Below are 23396 nucleotides of genomic sequence, written 5' to 3'. Positions count from 1 at the left end.
AGGACGTGAACCTGTGTTGAATAAGTATGCCGATTCGATCGTGCGATGGCCCTGGCTGATTATCCTCATGACTGTGGTCATAGCGACGACAGCAGCTTACGGGGTGCGATATGTCGAGTTCAAGAATGACTATCGAATGTTTTTTAGCGAAGACAATCCACAGTTGCGGGCGTTTGAGGCGCTGGAGAAAACCTATACACGAGATGACAATATTCTCCTTGTGGTGACCCCACAAGATGGGAATGTGTTCACTTCAAAGAATCTGGCCATTGCGGAATACATCACCCAACATCTCTGGCAGACACCCTATGCGACACGAGTAGACTCGATCACAAACTTTCAACATAGCACGGCCCAAGGCGACGACTTATTCGTAGGTGACTTAGTTCACGGGGCTGATCGACTCAGTCCCGCTGAACTTGTGCGAATCCAACAGGTCGCGGTGAATAGTCCGTTGTTACGTAATCGCCTGGTGTCGCCGGACGGTCGTGTGATGGGATTTAACCTGATCGTGCGGCGACCTGGGAAGGACCAGAATGCAGAAACAAAGGATGCCGTGACGTTTGTTCGTGAGCTCGTGAACGAGGTGCAACAGGCGCATCCTGAGCTCTCGTTCCACTTAACCGGTGCGCTCATGATTGACACCGCATTTGCGGAATCATCGGAGCGAGACGCGAAAACACTGACGCCTACGATGTTGGGAATTATTGTCGTGGGGCTCTGGTGGTTCCTCCGATCGTTCATTGGCATGGCGGCGGCTGCGACGATGATGACCCTCTCGGTGATTTGTGCGATCGGCTTAGCGGGATGGTTGGGGATTGTCTTTTCGCCATCGAGTATTCCTGCTCCGACGATTCTGCTGACGTTGGCTGTGGCCGACTCGGTCCATATCCTGACGGGTTATTATGCCGGCCTTAATCGAGGATTGACTCAGCAGGCTGCGATGAGGGAAAGCCTCCAGGTTAATTTCAAAGCGATCTTTTTCACGAATCTCACTACGGCGGTTGGGTTCTGGTCGATGAATTACAGCGATGCTCCACCATTTCGAGATTTGGGCAATATCACGGCGATGGGAGTTGGTGTGGCTTATGTGTTGACCATTACCTTTTTACCTGCGCTGATGATGGTGTTGCCGGCGAAGCGGGGCCAGGTGGCTCCTTCTGTTGCCACAACCTTTGAGGGATTCGCCGGCATGATTGCCAAACATCGTTATGTCTTGGCCGCCGTCGTGCCTACGCTCATGGGCGTGGTTCTCGCCTGTATTCCTCTGAATCGCCTCGATGATCTCTATGTGCAGTATTTCGACGAATCCATTGCCTTCCGGAGCGATACGGATTACATCACCAAAAATTTAACGGGCATGTACAACATCGATTACTCCATTGAACAGGGAGCGCATGGGGGGATTCATGAACCAGCGTTTCTTGAACAGATAGAACGGTTCGCACAATGGTTTCGGCAGCAGCCAGAAGTTCTCCACGTGTATGTCCTGAACGATATTCTGAAACGACTGAATCAAAACATGCATGGAGATGACCCGGCCTGGTATCGTCTGCCTGAAAGCCGGGAGTTGGCCGCGCAGTACATGCTGTTGTTTGAGATGTCATTGCCGTACGGGTTGGATTTGAGCAATCGTGTCAATGTGAGCAACTCCGCAACGCGCATGACGGTGACTCTGCGCAGTCTCACTAGTCAGGAGATAATTGATTTGGAGACACGGGCACAGGGGTGGTTGGCCGGGAATGCTCCGCTCATCAAACGAGCAGATGGAACTGGTACGACCGTCCTCTTTGCCCATATTGGACAACGCAACATTGTGAGCATGATCAGCGGTGAGCTGATATCGATCGTGATTGTGTCGCTCATCATGATTGTAGTGTTGCGGTCGGTTAGCCTGGGATTATTGAGCCTGGTTCCCAATTTGCTCCCGGCCGGTATGGCGTTCGGGATTTGGGGATTGATGGTGGGACAGGTGGGGATGGCGTCGTCCGTGGTGGCAGCAATGACCTTAGGGATTCTCGTCGACGATACCGTGCATTTTCTCAGTAAGTATCAACATGCCAGGCGAGAGATGCACTGTGAGCCTCAAGAGGCATTGTCCTATGCCTTTGTGACTGTGGGGCACGCCTTGTGGGTGACATCTGCGGTGTTAATTGCAGGGTTTTCCTTGCTCACGTTGTCACCGTTTCGAATCAATTTCGAAACGGGGTTATTAACCTCAATTATTTTTGCACTTGGGCTATTTGCGGAGTTTCTCTTGTTGCCGTTGATTATTCTTATCGCCCATGATGGTAAGCGTGTCTTGCGAAGCTGGTTATCCAAGCCTGTGCCGGTCATCCAATCGTGAAAGGAGACAACATGAACCGACTTGGACTTAGTCTGATCGTCTGTGCCCTGCTCTCACCTATAGTTTACGCAGAAACGCCCGAAGAAAAGGGCTACGCCATTTCCAAAGAAACCGACAAACGCGACTCGGGATTTGGCGATAGTTCAAACGATGCAACATTCATACTGCGCAATGCTCAAGGGGAAGAAAGTATTCGGGAGTTGTCTATGAAAACGTTAGAGATGCCTGGAGACGGTGATAAAGAAATGGCATTTTTTCATAGGCCAGCCGATGTGAGAGGGACGGCGGTACTGACATTCTCACATGGTCTGAAGCAGGACGACCAGTGGCTGTTTTTACCGGAATTGAAACGTATTAAAAGGATTTCTTCAGTTAATAAGTCGGGGCCGTTTGTGGGCAGCGAATTCGCATTTGAAGATATTGCTTCCTGGGAATTGGATAAATATAAGTACCGGTACCTGCGTGATGATGTTGTGGATGGGAATGACTGCTTCGTTGTCGAAAATATTCCTGCCTACGAATACTCTGGTTACTCCAAGCAGATTGAATGGGTTGATAAAACCATCTATCAGCCAAGAAAGATCGAGTTTTATGACAGGAAAAATGCCTTATTCAAGACGCTTACGTTTCATGACTATCAGCAGTACATCAACCAATATTGGCGGGCAAGCCGATTGGAGATGGTCAATCACCAGAATGGGAAAAGTTCGACGTTGGCACGTAAGAACTACAAGTTTCGGAATGGGTTTAAGGATAGTGATTTCTCAGAGAGCGCATTGAAGTCCGTGCAATGATAAGGCTTGCCGGAGTGGTATGGGAGTGGCACCGCATTATGCAGGAGTGGGTACTACTCAGAAGTGTGGAAGGGGAAGTGGGGGCGTGTGCTTGGTCCCGCATGCCACTTTGATGAAACGTGAATGTCGTGATCTTCAGAGCCGCTCATATTCCATCGAGGCCGTGATCCTTAGCTATAGTCATTAGCCGAATCATGTGAGTGGTGGATTTGAGATTAGATGGGACACCACCGGGCTCCCATCCGTGGTCGTGTTGCGTCGTGAGCTGGCTGGAGGTGAGCCGTCCGACTTCATAAGGGTATACGGTTGAATGAAAGCAGTGAGCGGTCGCTTGAGTGATCACTCCAGTGCGATGTTTTGTCATGAAGAGATACCTCATTGCGGCCGTGGTTAGTGCGACACTCCTTACAACATGTAATGGGTATGCAGTAGATCTGTCTGGTTTTGCAGCGGTGGATCTGCGAGGGTTTACAGAATCTGTCGCATCTCCGGCACAAAATGCTCGACTGGTGAATCCATCGGTATGGATACAGCCTGAACTGCGCCAGGAGTGGAGCAATGGTGCCCATCGTGCCACGGTGATTCCGTTCGGGCGGTACGACAGTCTCGACAGCCATAGATCGCATTTTGATTTGCGAGAAGCGAATTGGCTCCATAAAGGTGATGGATGGACTATTCAATCCGGTGTCGGGAAAGTGTTCTGGGGAGTCACAGAGTCGAGGCACTTGATTGATATCGTTAACCAAACCGATGAGGTAGAAAGTATTCGAGGAGAAGACAAGCTTGGGCAGCCGATGGTGAATCTGAATGTAGCGACTCGGTATGGAAATCTGAATCTGTTGTATCTTCCCTACTTCCGTGAACGCACCTACCCCTCTGTAAAAGGGCGATTGCGGTTTGAGCTACCAGTGGATACAGAGCATGCGCAAATCCGGGGTGCCAACCATTGGCATCCGGATTGGGCCCTACGGTGGAGCCATACGTTTGGGCGATGGGATGTTGGGATCTCGTATTTTAGCGGTATTTCCAGGGAGCCACGCCTCGTGCCGAATTCATTGATACGGCCGACGGCGTTGATTCCCATCTACGAGCTTATTAACCAGGTCGGTGTGGATATCCAGGGCGCAGTGGGGAAATGGCTGTTCAAGTTGGAAGCCATGACTCGTGATGCCCCGGGGAAACGTTTTGCGGCGGCCGTTGCCGGGCTGGAATATACCGAGTCAGGTGTGTGGGGGAGTGGGGTTGATCTGGGGCTCCTGCTTGAGTATCAGTATGATGGCCGTGAGAAACTCTCGAGAACATCACTCACGAATACCCTACCGACGCCCAATAACAATGACATCTTTGCCGGTATGCGCCTCGCGCTCAACGATGAACAAGATTCCCAGGTGTTGTTTGGGGTCACCGTGGACATCGATACGAGGGCAACGATTACAAGTATCAAAGGAAGTCGTCGGCTGGGGGACAATTGGAAGATTGAGGTGGAATCCTTGGCGTTTTTTAACATTCCTCAATCGGATATTTTGATTGGTCCGAGCCGAGACGATTACGTGCAGGTGCGGTTAGTACGATTCTTTTAGCACAGAGGCTTGCTGGGAATACATCGAACAAGCGGTGTGTATCATGATGACTAAGCGGTCTTGAGGCACGGCGCGACGTGGACACTGTGGGTACGGGAGAGGGGTTCTACGCACCTTGTAAAAGACGGTGGGTGTGTTTGGTCATATTCATAAGGAATTAACCGGTACGGTCCATAGCGAATTATGACGTCGTCCACATTGGAGGTTCCCTGATGCGTCCATATCATCAACTCAAAGATGACCGATGGGATGCAATTATTATCGGGTCGGGTGTTGGTGGCCTCACAACAGGTGGGTTGTTGGCGAAGGTAGCCGGAAAAAAAGTTCTGATCTTGGAGCAGCACTACAGAGCTGGCGGGTATACCCATATGTTCACCCGGCCGGGGTATGCGTGGGACGTCGGAGTTCACTATGTCGGCGAATGTGAAGGTCCGAGTTCTGCGGTGCGTGCAGGCTTTGATTATCTGACGGACTCTCGACTGCAATGGCATCCGATGCCTGAGGTCTATGACCGCGCTATTATTGCCGGAAAAACGTATGACTTTCCGGCGGGCCAGGCAGCGTTGAAAAGAAACTTGCTAAGCAGCTTTCCTCAAGAGGAGCAAGGAATCGACAGCTATTTTCGAGCCGTGAATAGCGCGCGATTGGCTACTCGAGGGTATATGGCAGATCAGACGCTTCCGAGTGCCATATCCAAAAAGGTTGAGCAAGCAATGCGAGCTCCGTTTGTGCGATGGGCGAACCGTACGACATTACAGGTATTACGTGAGTGTACTCAGAATGAGGAGCTTGTCGGCGTTCTGACCGCACAGTGGTTTGACTACGGCCTTCCTCCAGCGCAAAGCAGTTTTGCGATTCATGCCAATCTTGTGAGTCACTATGTCAACGGTGGAAGTTATCCCGTTGGAGGGTCTTCACGTATCGTTGAAGCGCTTCTCCCGACGATTGCACAATGCGGTGGACAGGTGATTATCAATGCTGAGGTCGATGAAATTCTCGTTGAGAGCACCAAGGCAGTCGGAGTGCGTATGAAGGATGGACGCATTCTGCAAGCTCCTTTAGTCGTGAGTGATGCAGGCGCACATAATACGTTTGGTCGTCTCGTCAGGCAGCCACAACCGATTTGCAATGAATTGAATAAGATCGCGAGGTCGATGGCATACATGACGCTCTACGTCGGTATCAAGCAGAGTGACGCTGCGCTTGGGCTGGATGGTACAAACCTCATGATCTGTCCATCCTTTGACCACGATGGTAACGAGAAACGATTCTATAGCGATCTTTCTGAAGAGTTCCCAGTGCTCTACATTTCCTTCCCATCGGCGAAGGATCCAGAATTCGGACGGCACTTTCCGGATCGCGCAACGATTGAGGCGGTTGTGCCAGTGGCCTACGATTCTTTTTCGGCGTGGGAACATACACGGTGGATGAAGCGTGGCGACGATTATGGACGTCTTAAACAGGAACTTGCAACGAGAATACAGGAGAGATTGGAACGGTATGTTCCCGCAATCCGGGGAAAGGTGGATTACGTGGAGCTCTCGACACCTTTAAGTGCAAAACACTTCATGAAACACGAGCGCGGTGAGGCCTATGGGCTTGCGGCGACGCCCGAACGTTTTTGTTTGCAGGCATTGAGAGCACATACCTCGATCAAGAACCTCTTTCTCACGGGCCAGGATGTGGTGGCGCCTGGTGTAAGCGGAGCCCTTTTTGGTGGCATCATCGCAGCTTCGGCTATTCTTGGAAAGAATCTCATGCCTGTAGTGGTGCAACCTGAAGGGAAGTAGTAACAATGCCCCCCCAGATCATTCCAATCGATCCTGGGACGCCAGGTTTTCGACGTAGCCAAGCCACTAAAGGAATGGTGCCTGATCGAAAGGGTCAACCATAATAATGCCTATCTTGTGGGAGACGGCGCCTATTTCCGATGCATCGGTGAGTTTATTCAGAAGGCTATTTTACCTACTGAAGAGTGACATGTTTTCAGGCGATGGCTTTACGACGTTACCGTTTCGCCTCTGGTGGTGGCCAGTTCATTTCCGTGTGTCGGCCGCAGTAGTAGCACTGGAGGCGATACCGAGCTTTACGACGAGGGTTGGGTAGCGAGATGAAGGTGATGGGTGTGTCGTCGTACGGACAGGTGGGTTGGTCATGCAGGAGGTGTGTTTCCGCCATTAAAGTGATGGAGGCCACGTCCCAGGAAGGATGGTGTTCCTCCTTGCCGGTGATCTTCTCAACGGTGTGACAACGTTCGCAGGTGGCTTCGTAGGTTTTGATGCGAGCACTATGCGGAGTGTGATCGGCCAGGTCCATCGCTCCGCCACAGCCAGGTTGCACGCAGGTCACATGTTCATGCTGAAGGGCCTGGACGAATCGCCGATGACTCTCTCGTTCCTGCGCTGATCGCATGATGCGGGACTCCTCTCGTTTTAAATGCCCCAGCCTCCGCTGATTTGAATGTTGGCGCCGTTCACATAGCGCGCGTCGTCGCTGAGCAAATAACGGACGGCTGCGACAGTGTCATCCACCGTCCCAATGTATCCGGCAGGAATACGTTTGGTCATGGCGGCAAGCTCTTGAGGGGGAGCACTTCCCGAATCGATGAACCCGGGAGAGATGGCGTTGACGGTGACGCCGTAGGGCGCCAGCAACTTCGCGAGCGTGCGGGTCAGGATCAGGACACCGGCCTTGGCGATGTAGTGGCCGGTCACATCGGGTTGAGCCGCCAATTGATCGGCGTTGGCCATGCTGAAGTTGATGATCCGTCCGGTTTTGCGGGCCTTCATGCCGGGTGCAACAGCCTGTGCTAGGTAAAAAATAGGGTGTAGGTTACCGTCGAACATCTCGTTCCAGCCTTCGACAGTTTCATCGAACAAGTTAATGCGGTGATAGGGGCCAGCACCATTGATCAGGACATCGATTCGGCCCCATTCTTGTTCAACCCTGGCAATCAGACTTTTCGCAGCCACTGGGTCGGAGACATCACAACGGATAGCCAGTGATCGTCCTCCTTGTGTCATGATGTCCTGCGCAGTCGCGTTGGCTTCGGCCTCGCTGTTTCGATAGCAAAGGGCGATCTTCCACCGTCGGGCGGCTAAATCAAGCGCGATTCCCCTGCCGATGCCCTTTGCTCCGCCCGTAATGAGTGCGACCTGTTGATCCATCTACCCTCTACAGTTGTGTCTGCTTCATTATGCCCTTGAACGAAGCCGCTTGGCGAGTGTTTCCAGCACTCCAGCGGTACGACTTGAAAACGTTCGGTCGTTCTTTGGCTTCTTGCTATCGGCAATATTGGCATCAATGAGGGCCTGCAGATCTTCCAACCTATCCACATCACGCCAGGGTTCAAGCAACGCCGCTTTCAGTCCGAGGGTGACAGCGTTCTCTTGTGTGCGTTTCAGGACGTGATCAGTCGACCACGGAATGTCGGCGAAAAGTTCCGGAGCCATCCGCTTGAGGCCAATCAGGTAATAACCGCCATCAAGGGCCGGGCCCAGCACGAGATCATGGCTGTCCAGCAGGGCAAGCGTTTGTTTGAAGTAATTAAGAGGAAGGGTCGGCACATCGGTTCCAATGATCAGAACTTGTCGGTATCCCTTTTTGAATAGTACGTCGAAGGCCTGATTCATACGTGCACCAAGGTCATCGCCGACTTGATCGATGACCTTCACGCCATGTCTCTCTTCCATAATTTTGAAAAATACGTGCGTGGAAGACGGTGCACAGGCCAGGTAACGATCAAACTGTAATTTGAGTTGTGTCGCAGCGAGTTTTGTTCGTTCAAGCGTATCGATGACAAAACTGCCATGGAGCGTGGCGGCTTCGTCTGGAGTCAGAGGTGGGCAGAGGCGCGTCTTCACCTGGCCTGGGATAGGCGCTTTGGCGAAGACAATTAATGCAGGGTTGAGGGGTGAGGGTTGAGGGCGAGGAGTTGCCACGTGTTACCTCACGGTCTGATACCAGTTTGCGAGCTGATGTGGGGTGACGCCAACCCAATAGAGAAATCGTAGGGTCCACATCAGGAGGATGGTTTGCAGCGGGCCTTGCTGCTCCCAGCGGCGAAATGAGGTTCTGACTGTTTGGCGGAGTGCCACAGTCGATCCGGCTCGTTTGAGTCTCCGGCTGAAGTCGATGTCTTCCATCAACGGGATGTCAGCAAATCCGCCAAGTTGTTCGAAAGTGTGGCGACGGACAAAGATGCCCTGATCGCCTGTGGCGATGCCGCTGGTGCGAGAACGCCAGTTCATGAATGTGCTGATGAGGCGTCCCCAGCCGGAATAAGTATCGAATCGGACATCGAATCGCCCTCCCACAAGTGCCGGGTCCGTGAGCGCCGACTCAATGATCCGAGGAGCGTCGTTCGGCACCTGTGTATCGGCATGCAAGAAAAGTAGAACTGCTCCGCGGCTGGCTTTCGCTCCCTCGTTCATCTGCCGTGCTCGTCCGGTCGGCGCTCTTATGATACGAGCATTGGGCGTTGCGGTGCAAAAGGCGTTCGCCACTGTCTGCGTGTGATCAGTGCTGCCTCCGTCAACAAGGATGATTTCAAGGACGAGAGATGATGGAAGGTTGGCCAGTGTCTGCCCAAGGGCCTGTTCTTCATTCAGAGTGGGAATGATGACGGAGATCGTCGTCATCCTCTAGAACTCATCATGCTCACGCGGCCGGCTTCTTGGGCTCAACGAACATGAAATACATGACGATGATGATGGTAATCCAGAACAGCAGTTGCTTGTGCCAAAAGAGGACTTCGCCGTACTGAAAGAGTCCCAGGGCCAATGCGACAGCCGTCGCCATGACACCGTACCGAATGGCCGGTGTTTCAACGGCTGCATTGGCCCAGACCGCGAGGCCGCCAAAATAGATCAGAAACGGCACGATGTTGATCTCAAACCCGCCGCTGATGGAAAGAAACACATTGAGAAATCCGATAAACATCAGTGCGGTGCCGACCATCAGCCCGATGACGTGGACTTGGTGTTCGGAGTTTTCGGGTGGCTCCTCCGGTTCGGTGGATGGCGACGAACGTTCGGGGGCCTCATGATGAGAAGGGAAATCGGATGGCGCCATAGGTTAGATCTTGAAATGTTTGCTGAGCGTGAGGGCCTGCCGTTGATAGGAAGAGCCTAAGCCTGATCCATAGAGCTGTATCGGGTTCGTCATCATGGCTTCATAGAGAACTTTAAAAAACGTTTGTCCATCGTGGATCAAAAACGGCACGTCGTGCGGACGAACCTCCAAGACGACCTGTGTGCCTTTGATCTCACCTTTTGACCCATACCCAAAGCCCGGGTCGAAAAACCCTGCATAGTGGGTCCGGAGCTCACCACAGGCTGCTTCGTACGCCACCATTTCCGCGGCATAGCCGGGAGGCACTCGGATGCGCTCTTTAGACACAAGGATATAAAACTCTTCCGGCTCCAATAGCAAGCTGTCGTGACGATGCCGGTAGAGCGGCTCCCAGAAGTCAGCTGCAGCATAATGTCCCACTTTGGCGAGGTCAATGACATGACTATTCTTCTTCGCCCGGTATCCGATCACGCGGGAATCTCGCTGATCCCCACCGGTGAGATCAATGCGAAGGAACAGACCCCGTTCAGCACGAACATCTTGATTGCCTATGCGCTTCGTGGGCGCCACGTTGTGATACAGCAACGGCGTCGTCCGGTGGAGGGCATGAAGGGACCGGTCTGAAACCGTCGCCTCGCCACGCACAAATCGGACTTGGTTCAGCGACTGTCCGGTACGAACTTTGATGGCAAATGAGCGGGGAACTACTTCGAGGAATAGTTGCCCTTGATAGCCTGCTCGGATTTCATCGAATCCCGAAGTGAGATCCGTCACCACGCGGGTGAACACATCCAGGCGACCGGTTGTGCTCTTCGGATTCGCCCGTGCACGGATCGTTTTAGGGAGCGCCAATTCTTCCAGTAATGGAACAAGATAGACGTGGCCTTTTTCGAGAATGGCGCCGTCGCTCAGATCCATTTCGTACATCACGAGATCCGACTGATAGAAATCCATGACATTCAAGCGGGAGGAGATCGCCGATAGTTCCGGCAAGAAACTGCTGATCAATCGGTAGGCTTTGCGGCCGAGACGGAGGTCGAGACTGGCTGGTTGAATCTGTCGGTCTTCAATCGCTGGAGCGGCACTGATGGCGCCGCTGGCGATCAACCGCCTGATGTCTTGATAGGGAAAAATCCCGGATCGGGGTGAATGAGTCGTCACAGCTCGTCCGCATCTCCGCCGCAGCTGTTTCCCCACATGGCGTAGCCGTCGCGATCGGGATAGCTGTCCCCGCAAGTCGCATAGGCTTCTTCGGTCTGGTCGACAGCGGAACCTACACCAACCATGGGGAGTTCCCGTCGACCGTCTGCCTTTGGTTGGGGGTAGTGGAAGGTCTTGTTCTCGTAGTTGCGGAGAACGGCCCCGTCCTCATCCAGATGCACCAGGTAGTTGTCGGGCAACAAAGGAATCTTGCCTCCTCCTCCCGGCGCATCAATCACAAAGTGAGGGACGGCCATGCCGCTGGTATGCCCTTGCAGCGCCTTGATGATCCTGAGTCCCGTTTCGACCGTTGTGCGGAAATGGTTCGTTCCCTTGGTCAAGTCAGCCTGATAGAGATAATAGGGTTTCACTCGCGCAAGAAGAAGCTGATGGACCAGTTGCTTCATAATCTCCGGATCGTCATTCACGCCTTTGAGGAGGACGGTTTGGGAGCCGAGTGGAACGCCGGCATCAGCGAGACGACCACAGGCAGCCTTCACGTCCGGTGTCAGCTCATCGGGATGGTTGAAATGCAGATTCATGTAGATCGGGTGGTACTGTTTGACGATTTCACAGAGTCGAGACGTGATGCGCTGAGGTAAACTGCCGGGGACTCGTGAGCCGATCCGTATGAGCTCCAAGTGGGGAATTGTCCGAAGCGCTTTCAGGATTCGATCAAGGAGATGATCGGGCAGCAGGAGGGGGTCCCCTCCCGACAGGATGACATCACGGACCTCGTTATGTTCACGCAGGTACTGAATCGCACGGTCCAGCTCACCCTTTTTCAGAAAACCGGGTTTCCCGACCAATCGTTTTCTGGTGCAGAACCGACAGTAGATCGGACATTGGTTGGTCACCATGAGCAACACGCGATCCGGGTAGCGATGCACCAGGTGGGGCACCGGGCTCATGAGGTCTTCTTCGAGCGGATCGTCGTCCGCCGCGATGTCGTCTAATTCCGTGATATCTGGAACCACCTGTTTCCAGATCGCGTCATCCTTCGACTTGATTGTCTCGAGGACAGTCGGCGTAATGCGCATGGGGTAGGGACCGACAATGGCTTCGATCTCTTGTTCATCCAGGCCGAACCGCTTGGCCAGGTCTTTGGGCTTCACGATGCTCTTTGCCAGGACTTTCTGCCAGTCTTCCATAAAAGGTCCTTGGGTGATCAGGTGATCCGGCAAGACGGATGCTCGTCGTCTGGGCTTGGTTCGTCGGGTGTTGTCCGGGCTTGCGATTGAAACTGTGTGGATGCCGGAATTCCTGTGTTGTCCGCTTTGGCTCGCTCGTCGAGATAGGTCAGAATATCGGCGGTTTCCGTCAGGACGAGATCTCCGTCCTTCAGGACGGGCACATAGTATTGACCGGAAACCTCATACACCTGCGTGCGCATGCGTCTGCTGTCCGGCACAACGACGGCGTCATAGGTCACTCCCAAGTCGGTCAGCTTGCGGCGAACCACAAGACAGTCTGGACACCAGTCGACATGAAAGAGCGTCATGGCCATGTTCGCATAAGGCTACCAGGAAAAGTGAGAAAGTGAAACGGTCAATTTATGGGAGAAGACAAGGCGTGTATTACTCCGGTCGAACGGCACAGGGGACCATAATGGCGTCCTTCATCCCATGAAGAATCTTTTTATCGGACGGACAGACGGTAGCCAGAATACCGGCGAGTTCAACCGTTCCATCGGACACAAAATAATAGGGGGAAAGTCGAGCGCGACCCGACATGCGGACCATGGTCTGAGAGGCATCATCCATGAAATCCATGTCAAACAATCGACCCTTATGGAATTCCTGCAGGATGTAAGGCGTCGTCGGGAAGGCGGCGAGTGCGGTGCGAAGCGCCTGGTTCCATTCGGTCTGAGAAAGATCATGTCCGATCGAGACACCTCGGCTTCCCCACGCGAGCTCAGAAAATCCTGATGGTTTGATGACAAAATGGCGTTCTTTTTGTGTCGCCCCTTCGAGTGCTGTCCATTGTGCTACCGAGTGCCCTCCCACGGACAGGTCTGGAATCGTTGCGATGGCCGGGAGGGGAGTTGGGTCGAGCAGCCAAGTCTTGGGCATAGTCGTTTGCAGATGTCGCAAACAGTCGGAGCCCAGTGCGTGTTCCCAGAACGGTCTCAAGATAGGGTGATGGAGAAGCGCAAAAGCCGATTTCTCCTCAAGGGCCGGTTTATAGGGAGGGGTAATAGAGACTCGATCTTTTTTCCCGGCGTATTGGATGAGCTCGGCCTTGGGAATATTCAACAAGTCGAATAGCTCATAAAACCGATAGAGGACAGCAATCGTGTGCTCCTTGCCGTCGGGACGACACCGAAGACCTTCTTCTGTAAAGATCACCTCACGAGGTTCAATGCACCAGGTGGGAACTCCTTCGTTTCGGAGCTGAGCAGCCAGCCAAGACATTTCCGGACGATAGTCCTTGGATTCTTCTGAAACGAGGATAGCAATGCACCCTTCGCGTTGCTGTTGAATGGTTTTCAGCATCCTGGCAAACCCATGGGCCATCCCATTCCGTCCTCCGACGAGGCTGGATTGATTGGGCTCAAGGTCGTGATAGAGCTGAGTCAGGCAGGCTGTGAGTCCAATGCCTCCAGGCACCGAATCGAGCTCGGTGATCACCATACCATCCTGCGTCGGAATGATGTCCGGCCTGATGACGGCGGGCAGCGCATCGCGAAACCGCTTCATCCGGCTATACTGTATGAGCGCTTCCGGTTTCCCTTGGTCGAGGTACTTGGCGACCCATGTCGGTTGAGCTCCTTTGACGCTCTCCTGGTAAAGCCGATTCATCCCTCGATAGAACGCGAGCAGATGTGGCCCCAGCTCGGTGAAGAACTGCAATTGATCGGTAGACAGGTAAAACGGGCAGGGGCTGACTCGCCATGACGGAGCTGAGCCGAACAGATTGGCGCTCTGGAGTTGTGTCCGAATGGCTTCGCAGCGGTCGAGTGCCGTTTCAGTCGAAAGCCCGGGACAGACGGACTCAGCTTGTGCCAATGAACGGATCCTTTCCTCTTGTCCGAGATACGGGACACACTGTGGTAATCCGCGAGAAGCCAGATGCTAACACGCAGTGCCATGCCCGACAAGAGGTTCGTAAGGCGACAAGAAAGGTACAGCCTCCATAGATTCGGAAGCACCCCTTCCTTGCTACCTTTGGGCATGCGTCGTATGATTGGGACCCGATGGATCTCATCGCGACGGATTCCAAACAATTGACAAAACCCCTACCACAACTCGTACCTGGCTCGACCTGTTTTCGCTGCGATGTCTGTTGCCGTTTCCCAGAAGCGGATAGTTTTCTTCGTCCCTACTTTACGAGACAAGAAATCACTAAAGCCGTGGCGCACGGCGTACCGCATTCGCTCTTTCCAGACAAGTCTGGTTCACAAATCGATCTCGTCAAGCACCCACATGGCGAAGGGTATCTCTGTCCGGCTTTTGATGCAGCGTCTGGTCAGTGTGGAATCTACAACGCCCGGCCCTTGGACTGTCAGCTGTATCCACTGGCCTTGATGTGGGATGCATCCGGCCAAGAGGTGCTCCTTGGTTGGGACACGAAATGCCCGTTCATGCGGGACGAGCCTTCTCGTTCGATTCAGGGCTATGCCGAACAGGTTGACCAGGTATTGCAGAGCGACGCGATGATCGAACAGCTGGCTGCGAATCCTCGACTGATCGGACGATTTCAGGATGACGTGGTGGTGCTGAAGCCACTGCCGAAAGTGACGGTACGCATTCGAGCGGCACAAATCGATCCGCGGCTCCAGCCACTTACTCTGTTAAATGCATCGCATATGGCAAAGGCGCTTGAACAAGCGCAGGTACTTCGGGACGACACGCCGGCGGCTTTTGCCTTTCCCTATCATTACATCTGGACCTCATTGCTGCCCTGTTGGTGGTTGGACAGGGCTGATACCTTGTTTCTCTTTGCCCAATCTCCTGATGGATGGTTCATGCCGCTGCCGCCGATCGGGCCAGGGCCCTTGGATCAATCCGTGGATGACGCCTTCGGGCTGATGCGTCGATGGAACGGACCGTCACCGGTGAGTCGGATTGAAAATGTGACGGATGCGCAACGACAGCTATTGAGTATCGAGGGATGTCAATTCTACAAGAAAGACGGTGACTACCTGTATTCTGCATCGACGCTGGCCACTCTGGCGGGCGATTCCTATAAATCTCAGCGCGCGCTCTGCAATCGAGCAGCGCGGGAACAGACGATCACGATCGAGCCGTACCGGAGTGAACATCGTGAGGCCTGTATGGCATTGCATCGACGGTGGGCTGACCAGAAGCGCCGAGGGCAGCTCGATCAGATGGGGATGTTGCTTTTGGAGGATGCGGAATCCGCCCATGCTCGTGTCTTTCAAGAATATGACCAGATTGGTCTGTCGGGCACCGTGGGCAAGGTTAATAACGATCTCGCGGCGTACACGTTTGGGTACTGGTTGACGCCACACACCTGGTGCATTCTTTTTGAAGTGGCGGACCGCACCATCCCCGGTCTCGCCCAATGGGTCTTCCGAGAAACCTGTCGCATGGCGTCGGCGCAAGGAGCGGTGTGGATCAATGCCATGGATGATGCCGGGCTTCCAGGGCTGCGTGCGGCAAAGTCAGCCTATCACCCAACCTCGGTCTTGGCGACCTGGATCGTAACAAGGGAGGCCGCATGACGCATTCGGAAGAGCGAACAGCCTCAACGACTCGGCGCTATGAATGGATCACCTTTGTGATGGTTCTTCTCACGCTGACTACGCTTGGGGTGGGGACGTTCATGCTCGCCCGTGTGGAGCGGGGCATCGTTGCCGCCGTCTGGCTTCCCCTTCTGGTGTTATTACTCTGGTCGACCAGTCGATTACGGGCAGAATATCGGCAAGCCCAGCAAGAAAGTGCGTGGGCTCGTGCCGCGGAAGCGGCGTTGCTGCAGAGCCAGGAACGGAATCGGGCCATCGTCGATACGGCTCTTGATGGGGTGATTACGATCGATGCGGCCGGTATCGTGACGGAGTGGAATGCGCAGGCCACGGCCATTTTTGGATGGGCGAGAGAAGAGGCGATGGGGAGATTGCTGTCCGAGACCATTATTCCGGAACGTGACCGGGAGGCCCATGCCGGTGGGATCCGAGAGTATCTCAAGACCGGTGTCGGCCCGGTGCTGAATCGGCGGATCGAGATTGCGGCACGGCATCGGGACGGTCATGAGTTTCCGGTCGAGCTGGCCGTCTCTCCGGCACGGATCGGGGAAACCTATATCTTCAGTGCGTTTGTCCGCGATATCACGGATCGCCGTCAAGCTGAACGACGTCTGGCTTCCCAATATGCGGTGACGCGGGTGCTTTCGGAATCGATCACACTGGAGCAAGCGGTTCCGAAAATTATCCAAGCAGTCGGTGAGAGTCTGGAATGGGACCTGGGGGTCTTTTGGAGACTGGAAAAACAGTCGGGGACCTTGCGCTGTCTCAATCATTGGCAAGTCGAAACGGGTGTGACCGATGCTTTCATTACCGGGGTACAGTCTCAAGTCTTCAAGCCGGGAGTGGGATTACCAGGTAGGATTCTCGAGAGCGGAAGTCCTGTCTGGGTCAGAGATGTGACGACGGAGCCCGCCTTTATTCGGGCTGATCTGGCTGCTAAGACGGGTGTGCGGAGCGCCTTCGGTTTTCCGATCCGTATCGGCGGGGACATCGAGGGGGTGATCGAGTTTTTCAGCCATCAGGTCCGTGAGTCGGACAATGAGTTAATCAGCATGATCGCCGATGTCGGGTTGAAGATCGGGCAATTCGGGGAGCGGACGAGAGCCGAGGAGGCCTTACGCCAGACTGAGGCGCAACTCCGGCAAGCCCAAAAGATGGAGGCCGTCGGGCGGCTCGCCGGTGGTGTGGCCCATGATTTTAATAACTTATTGACGGTCATTCGCGGCTATAGCGAGTTGATTTTGAGTCGCTTGGCACCAGGGGATCCGGCACGACGGGAGATGGATGAAGTGAAGAAGGCTGCGGATCGGGCGGCAGGCTTGACCAGCCAGCTACTGGCGTTCAGCCGGCGCCAATTTGTGGCGGCGAAGGTCCTGGACTTGAATGCACTGGTCATGAATATGGATCAGATGTTGAGACGACTTCTGGGAGAGGACGTCGTCGAACTTTCCGAAGATCTGGATCAGAAGCTCTGGGCCATTAAGGCGGATCCAGGACAAATCGAGCAGGTGATTATGAATCTGGCGGTCAATGCCCGGGATGCCATGCCGACGGGAGGGAAGCTGACCATCCAGACGAAGAACGTGACCATCGGGAAGGGCAGTCGCCGTCATGCGGTGATGCTTGAGCCAGGTCCCTACGTGCTCCTTGAGATGCGGGATACGGGTCATGGCATGAGTGAAGAAACGCAATCACATCTGTTTGAGCCGTTTTTTACCACGAAAGAAAAGGGGAAGGGGACGGGGCTTGGGTTGTCGACGGTGTACGGGATCGTGAAGCAAAGCGGGGGGACGATCGCGATCGAGAGCAAGATGGGGCAGGGAACTGTCTGCAAGATTTTCTTTCCAAAAGTGAACGAGGCCGTTCAGACGGCTCCGACCGTCGGAGGATCGATCAGTCGAGCGACCGGACGAGAGACGATTCTGGTGGTCGAGGATGATCCATCGGTTCGAGGCCTTGTGCAGGAGACCCTGCGCCTCAGTGGGTATGAGGTGTTGGTCGCGCGTCACGGCATTGAGGCGCTTCTGACGGGCGCCAAGCATTTGGGGCAGATCCATCTGCTCTTGACCGACGTGGCGATGCCACAGATGAGTGGGCCGGAGGTGGCGGAGAAGTTGACGGTCGTGCGGCCTGAGCTCAAGGTTCTCTACATGTCGGGATACCCTGACCATCCGGTGTTCGACCAGGGAGGGGTCAGGCGGGACACCGCCTTTCTCCATAAACCGTTTACGCCGAATGTGCTCACCCAGAAAGTTCGAGAAGTGCTTGACGGCAAGAAGGTGACGTAGTGGGCTGTTGAAAAAACTGTGCCCGTACTCCTTAACGTTCAACCCTGTCGCAGGTCCTATACCGACCGTGGCCCGTCAGATCGATGCCAGACTTTTCACCGCTACGCCTTCTGGCCATTTCCTCGCAATTCCGACAATGCCTCAAGAATTTCTGCTGGACGCGGCGGGCAACCAGAAATTCTGACATCGACGGGAATATGACGATCGACCGGACCCGTAACCGCATAGCTGCCTTTGAATAGGCCGCAGTTGATTGCACAGTCGCCGAGCGCAATGACGATCTTCGGATCAGGCGTTTGCCTGTGCACATCTTTCAACGCCCGCTCCATGTTGACAGTGACGGGTCCCGTGACGACCAACGCATCCGCATGACGTGGCGACGCGGCGATGTGAATACCGAACCGTTCAGCATCGTACACGGGGTTCAAGAGCGCGTTCATTTCCATTTCACAGGCGTTGCAGGATCCGGTATCCACTTCACGGATCGCGAGGGATCGTTTGAAGGGTCTTGTCTTGTCCTTCGCTTCAGGGGGCACTGGTACAGCAGCCCTATCAGCTTTTTGATAACGACCCGTCACGACTCCGATCTTCAGACTCTTTTTGATGATACGGAACATGTTCGGTCTCCCTACAGATCATTCCCGGCGTATGAGAGGTTGAAGCTCTTGTTGATGAGTGGAAAGTCCGGGATAATATTGCCCAGTACCGCCCATTGAATAGCAGGCCAGTTCACAAAGGACGGGTCGCGGACCTTGCACCGATGAATCCGGCCGTCTTCCCCTGCCATCACCATATACAGAATCTCGCCGCGCCACCCTTCAACCGCTGCCAGTGTCCAGTCGCCGGGATTCGGCGAAGAACTGGGTTGACCGGCAATCGGACCGTCCGGAATCTTATCGCGCATTTCGCGAATGAGCCGAATGGATTCATGGATCTCATCGCCGCGAACGCGTAACCTGGCCCTCGCGTCACCGTAGCGATAGAGGGCCACATTTACGGGTAGTTCGTCATATGCGGCGAACGGCCGATCACGCCTGAGATCATAATTCATGCCCGATGCCCGGCCTACGATGCCGATCACTGCATGATCCCATGCCGTTTGCTCATTGAGAATCCCTGTCGTCTCCAACCGATCGGTGAGGGAGGCGTTCGCAAAAATGATGGCCCCCACTTCGGAGAAGTCGGACTGGATTCGGGTCAGTTCCTCGACAATCTTGGCGAGTTGGGTGTTCTCTATGTCCCGGGTCACTCCTCCCACTTGGATGACGCCTCGAAGGAACCGAGACCCTGTCAACCGATCATTGAGCTGCATAATCTGTTCCTTCATACGGCCACAATGGGCGTGAGCGAGCGCATAGGCTGTGTCATTGCACATGGCTCCAATGTCGCCGAGATGATTGTACAGTCGTTCGAGTTCTAAAAAGAGCGCGCGGAGGTACTTGGCGCGCCGAGGTACTTCAAGGTGTAGGAGTGCTTCTACGGCCTGGCAATAGGCGAGTGCGTGCCCGACTGTCGTATCTCCGGACACGCGTTCCGCCAGCGGCACCGCATCAATCAGCAGCTGTTGCTCAAAAAGTTTCTCCACACCACGGTGTTTCCAAAAATGACGTAGCTCGAGTTGCATAATCGGTTCACCGGCCACGGAAAACCGAAAATGTCCCGACTCAATGATCCCGGCATGGATGGGTCCCACCGGCACTTCAAATACCCCTTCTCCTTCAATATGGCGGAAGTGATGTTCACCCTGCTGTCGACCCAGCGTGGCGTCCCAGGAGAAGTCTTTTCTGAGCGGGTGTGTCCCTTTTCGCCAATGTTCATGACGTACCAGACGCCGCAGATCAGGGTGCCCTTGGGGAATCAACCCGAACATGTCGCGGATCTCTCGCTCATACCACTGCGCGGCATGAAGATGGGGGGTAATAGACGGAAACAGTCGATCGGTGCCTGCCGTTTCGGTGGACAATACCACCCAGTGGTGAGAACGCTCTAGCGTGAACAAGTAGTAGAGCCCATAGGTCTCACGAACGGGGCGATAATCACAGGCCCATAGGAGCGTCAAACGGCCACGCAAGCTCGGTTGGGTATGAATGTAGTGGGTGATCGCCGGCACAAGGTCCTTGGGGACCGCGAAATGTGAAGACTGCGCACAGATCGGGCGATTCTTCAGAATACTCGGGAACGCAGTTGTGAGCAGATCGTCAGAGAACTCGGTCTTGGTCATGCTCAACCTCTCCTATTGAACCACCAGAATTCTGGTCGCTTGTTCCAAGAGTTGTTGTATGGGCTGGGGCAGAAACACGCTGAATCCAATAAGCGCTCCGGTAAGCAGAATGATCGGTAGATGGCCGAGTGTCCAGATTTCTCCCCGGACAATTCCCTCAGGCGGTGTCCCCCACACCATTCCGGTGATGCGATACAGTAGTCCGCCGAACGAAAGAACCGCGGAGACCAGAAAGACTGAAGCGAGTGCGATCCGAACGAATTGATCCGATAAGGTCACCGTTACCATGCCCTCGGTGCCGGCAAACTCCGTTCCCGGAACCCCCTGCGAAGCCAAAGCCGTGAGAATCTGGACTTCGCTGCCAAATGCCGCAAACGGTGGAAGCGCCGATAAGGCCAATCCCGATATCATCAGTGCCATGGCCGTCCAAGGTTGCGCCATGGCCAACCCTTGTACCTCGGCGATTTCCACGGTGTGAAAGCGACGGTGAATGTTACCCGCAGCAAAAAAAGCCATCGATTTCGCCAAGGCGTGATTCAAGAGATGAAACAGACCTCCGAAGGTTCCCAGCGCACCTCCGACCCCAAACCCAATCATGGCAATACCCATATGCTCGATGCTGGAATAGGCAAACAGCCGCTTATAGTTGTGCTGGATGAGGATGAAGAACGCCGCCGTCACAAATGAAGCAAAGCCAAGCAATGCCAACAGTCCACCAGCAAAGGCAAACGGAACGGCGTGGTCAACGATGACTCTTACCCGTAGGATGGCATAGGCTGCAACCACTTCGAGAACACCGGCGAGCATGGCGACGACCGGCGCCGGGGCCTCTGTGTAGGCATCCGGCAGCCAACTATGCATCGGGACGAGTCCCACCTTGGTGCCATACCCAACCAGGATGAAGATGAAGGCCAACTTGAGCACCTGGGGATTGAGCCGATCAGCCACAGGAAGTAGCTCCGTCACGTTCAACCCTTGACTCGCATCGCTCAGCACATGGAGTGATGAGTAATACAACAGCACGACGCCGAACAAGGCGAGCGAAATGCCGACCGAACATAAAATGAGGTATTTCCATCCGGCTTCCAGCGACTCTCGTCGCCTCCAAAACGCAATCAGAAAGGTGGTCGCGAGCGTCGTCGCCTCGATGGCCACCCACTGGACCCCGACGCTGTTCGCAATGGTCGCAACCACCATGGCAAGGAGAAACATATGGAAGAGAAAAAAGAACAGGTTGAGACGTCCGGGCGCGATCACGCCCCGCACGACTTGTTCGTCCATGTACGAACGCATATAGAACGAACAGGCCAGTCCGACCACTCCAATAATGAATAGAATGAAGGTCGACAATGCGTCGAGATAGACCAACTGGCCCAATGCCGTCACGGGACCGTTCCTCAGCACGGTTTGGGTGATCACCACTTCTGCCGTGACGAGCGCACCCATACTTGCGAGATTGATCCCATGAAGCCATGTAGAGCGGTGGACGACCAGGCTTAGTCCTCCCGCGAAAAGCGGAGCGATCAACAAGACCATGACTGCGATCATCAAGGAAAGCCTCGTCTATTCTTTCAGGACGGTGAGTCGGTCCGTATCCACACTGTCGAATGCATCTTGTAAGCGATTCGTATAGATTCCCGCGATCAATGTCGCAATGAGCACATCAAAGAACACGCCCAATTCGACGACCAACGGCATGCCATGGGTGGCGGCGGTGGCACCCAAAAACAGCCCGTTTTCCAGGACGAGGAAGCCGATCAGTTGGGAGACCGCCTTTTGTCTCGCGATCATCGTAAACAATCCGATGAGTACGATCGCGAGGGCGATGGCTAAAGAATCTCGCGTGAGGAGTGATCCCAGCGGAATGATCGGCTGCGCGATGAAAAATGCCAACATGACCAGTCCACCGCAAATCAATAGACCGGTCGGCACGTTCACGTGCATCACCAGTTCCCGTTTGACGTTGAGGCGATCAATGACTTTCTTGAGGACTCGAGGAATGACGATCACTTTAATGATGCCGGTCAGTCCCGCCGCAATGTAGATGTGTTGGTTTCCCGTCAGATAGGCGACCAGCGCTGCGGTGACGACGAGAAAGGCCGACTGCAGGGCGAACAGGTCGACACAGGCCGAGAGCCGCCGTTGCGCCACAATCGCGAAACAGGTCAGCAAGAGCAAGGCCGAGCATAGGTCGACCAGTTGTAATCCAATAGACGAAAGCCCCTGCATCCGTTCAGCTCCGAAGAATATAGAAGAACAGCAACCCGAGCAGCGCGAGGATGAACGCCACGCCCAGCAGATCCGTCACCCGAAATAACCGCAATTTGGAGAACATGCATTCGATGACTCCGATGACCACCGCAAGTGCCGCGGTTTTCACCACGTACACCAGGAGCCCGATTCCCATCGCGGCGGGGGTGACGGTCGTCGCGATGCCCCATGGCGCGAAGACGTTGGCGATCAAAGAGAGGAACACTGCCAGTTTCAGCCCGGCTGCCCATTCGAGTAAGGCGAGATAGCGCCCTGAGTATTCAAGGAGCATTGCTTCATGAATCATGGTGAGTTCCAGGTGTGTCGCAGGATTGTCGACCGGCACCCGTCCTGTCTCGGCGAGTGCCACGATGAAGAGGGCGGCCAACGCCATGAGATGCGGTGACGGGTCCGTGACGATACCTTCCAACAGCGCGGTTTTATGGACGATGGTGCTCACATTTGTGGACCCATTCGTCAGAGCAATGGCAAAGATCGCGAGCATCATAGCCGGCTCGGTCAGCGATGCCACGATCGCTTCCCGGCTGCTTCCCATCCCGCCAAAGGCCGACCCAGCATCGAGTCCCGCGAGAATCAAGAAAAACGTGCCCACCGCCAGGAGATACACCAGCGCAATGATATTTCCCGCAAAATTCATGGGCGTCTGCGAGGTGAACGTCGGGACCAGCAGACCCGCAGTCAAAATTGAGGCAAATACGATATACGGCGTCGCCGTGAAGATCCATGAGGTGGTGGTCGAGATCACCGGCTGCTTGTGGAAGAGCTTCGCCAAATCGGCGTACGGCTGGAAGAGGCTGGCGCCCCGCCGCAATTGCAATCGTGCTTTGACCTTCCGAATGAGCCCCACGAGAAACGGGGAGATGGCCAATAAGACTGTTGTTTGAGCCACGAGGAGGATGATCAATTGAAGCATC

General features: G+C 54.5%; 20 protein-coding genes. 6 read left to right on the top strand and 14 right to left on the bottom strand.

What is annotated here, in order from left to right; translation table 11 throughout:
* Positions 1–13 precede the first annotated feature (13 nt).
* From COMA1_RS12020 to COMA1_RS12005, 4 genes are all read left to right on the top strand, one after another.
* Positions 14–2347 (top strand): efflux RND transporter permease subunit, encoded by a 2334-nt coding sequence (locus tag COMA1_RS12020; RefSeq protein WP_176698008.1) that lies wholly within the window; start codon positions 14–16, stop codon positions 2345–2347.
* Between the two features lie 11 nt (positions 2348–2358).
* Positions 2359–3141, top strand: coding sequence for an outer membrane lipoprotein-sorting protein (locus COMA1_RS12015; protein WP_090748747.1), 783 nt, complete (start codon positions 2359–2361; stop codon positions 3139–3141).
* Between the two features lie 362 nt (positions 3142–3503).
* The gene (locus COMA1_RS12010; protein WP_090748744.1) at positions 3504–4721 is read left to right on the top strand and encodes a hypothetical protein; all 1218 of its coding nucleotides are present in this window, start codon (positions 3504–3506) and stop codon (positions 4719–4721) included.
* Positions 4722–4933: 212 nt separating this feature from the next.
* Positions 4934–6511: a phytoene desaturase family protein gene (locus COMA1_RS12005; RefSeq protein WP_090748742.1), complete on the top strand. Its 1578-nt coding sequence runs from the start codon at positions 4934–4936 to the stop codon at positions 6509–6511.
* Positions 6512–6728: 217 nt separating this feature from the next.
* Here the strand turns inward: COMA1_RS12005 and COMA1_RS12000 are convergent, their stop codons facing one another.
* The 9 genes from COMA1_RS12000 to COMA1_RS11960 form a co-directional block, all read right to left on the bottom strand.
* A complete protein-coding gene (locus COMA1_RS12000; protein ID WP_090748740.1) occupies positions 6729–7133 on the bottom strand; it encodes a hypothetical protein in 405 nt (134 codons plus the stop codon).
* 20 nt (positions 7134–7153) lie between these two features.
* Positions 7154–7888, bottom strand: coding sequence for an SDR family NAD(P)-dependent oxidoreductase (locus COMA1_RS11995; protein ID WP_090748738.1), 735 nt, complete (start codon positions 7886–7888; stop codon positions 7154–7156).
* A 27-nt stretch (positions 7889–7915) separates the two neighbouring features.
* Positions 7916–8662, bottom strand: coding sequence for a TIGR04282 family arsenosugar biosynthesis glycosyltransferase (locus tag COMA1_RS11990; protein WP_090748736.1), 747 nt, complete (start codon positions 8660–8662; stop codon positions 7916–7918).
* A gap of 3 nt (positions 8663–8665) precedes the next feature.
* Positions 8666–9361: a TIGR04283 family arsenosugar biosynthesis glycosyltransferase gene (locus COMA1_RS11985; protein ID WP_090748734.1), complete on the bottom strand. Its 696-nt coding sequence runs from the start codon at positions 9359–9361 to the stop codon at positions 8666–8668.
* Between the two features lie 19 nt (positions 9362–9380).
* Positions 9381–9794 (bottom strand): hypothetical protein, encoded by a 414-nt coding sequence (locus COMA1_RS11980; RefSeq protein WP_090748733.1) that lies wholly within the window; start codon positions 9792–9794, stop codon positions 9381–9383.
* Between the two features lie 3 nt (positions 9795–9797).
* Complete coding sequence (locus tag COMA1_RS11975; RefSeq protein ID WP_090748731.1) at positions 9798–10955, bottom strand: 2'-deoxycytidine 5'-triphosphate deaminase; 1158 nt, start codon at positions 10953–10955, stop codon at positions 9798–9800.
* Complete coding sequence (locus COMA1_RS11970) at positions 10952–12145, bottom strand: KamA family radical SAM protein (protein WP_090748729.1); 1194 nt, start codon at positions 12143–12145, stop codon at positions 10952–10954. Before COMA1_RS11970 ends, COMA1_RS11975 begins: the two co-directional genes overlap by 4 nt.
* A 17-nt stretch (positions 12146–12162) precedes the next feature.
* A complete protein-coding gene (locus COMA1_RS11965; protein WP_090748727.1) occupies positions 12163–12501 on the bottom strand; it encodes a glutathione S-transferase N-terminal domain-containing protein in 339 nt (112 codons plus the stop codon).
* 70 nt (positions 12502–12571) lie between these two features.
* A complete protein-coding gene (locus COMA1_RS11960) occupies positions 12572–14002 on the bottom strand; it encodes a hypothetical protein (protein WP_090748725.1) in 1431 nt (476 codons plus the stop codon).
* 188 nt (positions 14003–14190) lie between these two features.
* On the opposite strand from COMA1_RS11960, the gene COMA1_RS11955 reads away from it, so the two are divergent.
* Together COMA1_RS11955 and COMA1_RS11950 are read left to right on the top strand one after the other, a co-directional pair.
* Positions 14191–15681 carry a phosphatidylglycerol lysyltransferase domain-containing protein gene (locus tag COMA1_RS11955; protein WP_090748723.1) on the top strand — a complete coding sequence of 497 codons (1491 nt, stop codon included), beginning with the start codon at positions 14191–14193 and terminating at the stop codon, positions 15679–15681.
* A complete protein-coding gene (locus COMA1_RS11950; RefSeq protein WP_090748721.1) occupies positions 15678–17990 on the top strand; it encodes a PAS domain S-box protein in 2313 nt (770 codons plus the stop codon). Before COMA1_RS11955 ends, COMA1_RS11950 begins: the two co-directional genes overlap by 4 nt.
* Before the next feature lie 101 nt (positions 17991–18091).
* On the opposite strand, the gene COMA1_RS11945 is transcribed toward COMA1_RS11950, so the two are convergent.
* Genes COMA1_RS11945 through COMA1_RS11925 form a run of 5 tightly spaced genes read right to left on the bottom strand, consistent with a single transcriptional unit; the run spans position 18092 to position 23395 of the window.
* Positions 18092–18607: an NADH-quinone oxidoreductase subunit B family protein gene (locus tag COMA1_RS11945; RefSeq protein ID WP_090748719.1), complete on the bottom strand. Its 516-nt coding sequence runs from the start codon at positions 18605–18607 to the stop codon at positions 18092–18094.
* Positions 18608–18618: 11 nt separating this feature from the next.
* Positions 18619–20211 (bottom strand): hydrogenase large subunit, encoded by a 1593-nt coding sequence (locus COMA1_RS11940; RefSeq protein ID WP_090748717.1) that lies wholly within the window; start codon positions 20209–20211, stop codon positions 18619–18621.
* A 12-nt stretch (positions 20212–20223) separates the two neighbouring features.
* The gene (locus COMA1_RS11935) at positions 20224–21759 is read right to left on the bottom strand and encodes a hydrogenase 4 subunit F (RefSeq protein WP_090748714.1); all 1536 of its coding nucleotides are present in this window, start codon (positions 21757–21759) and stop codon (positions 20224–20226) included.
* Positions 21760–21774: 15 nt separating this feature from the next.
* Complete coding sequence (locus tag COMA1_RS11930; RefSeq protein WP_090748712.1) at positions 21775–22440, bottom strand: hydrogenase; 666 nt, start codon at positions 22438–22440, stop codon at positions 21775–21777.
* Between the two features lie 4 nt (positions 22441–22444).
* On the bottom strand, positions 22445–23395 hold the full coding sequence (locus COMA1_RS11925) for a respiratory chain complex I subunit 1 family protein (RefSeq protein ID WP_090748710.1): 951 nt from the start codon (positions 23393–23395) through the stop codon (positions 22445–22447).
* Position 23396: the final 1 nt, after the last annotated feature.

This window comes from Candidatus Nitrospira nitrosa (genome assembly GCF_001458735.1).
Taxonomy (GTDB): Bacteria; Nitrospirota; Nitrospiria; order Nitrospirales; family Nitrospiraceae; genus Nitrospira_D; species Nitrospira_D nitrosa.
Note: the sequence above shows the minus strand (reverse complement) of the source record. Positions and strands in the feature narration are given on the sequence as shown.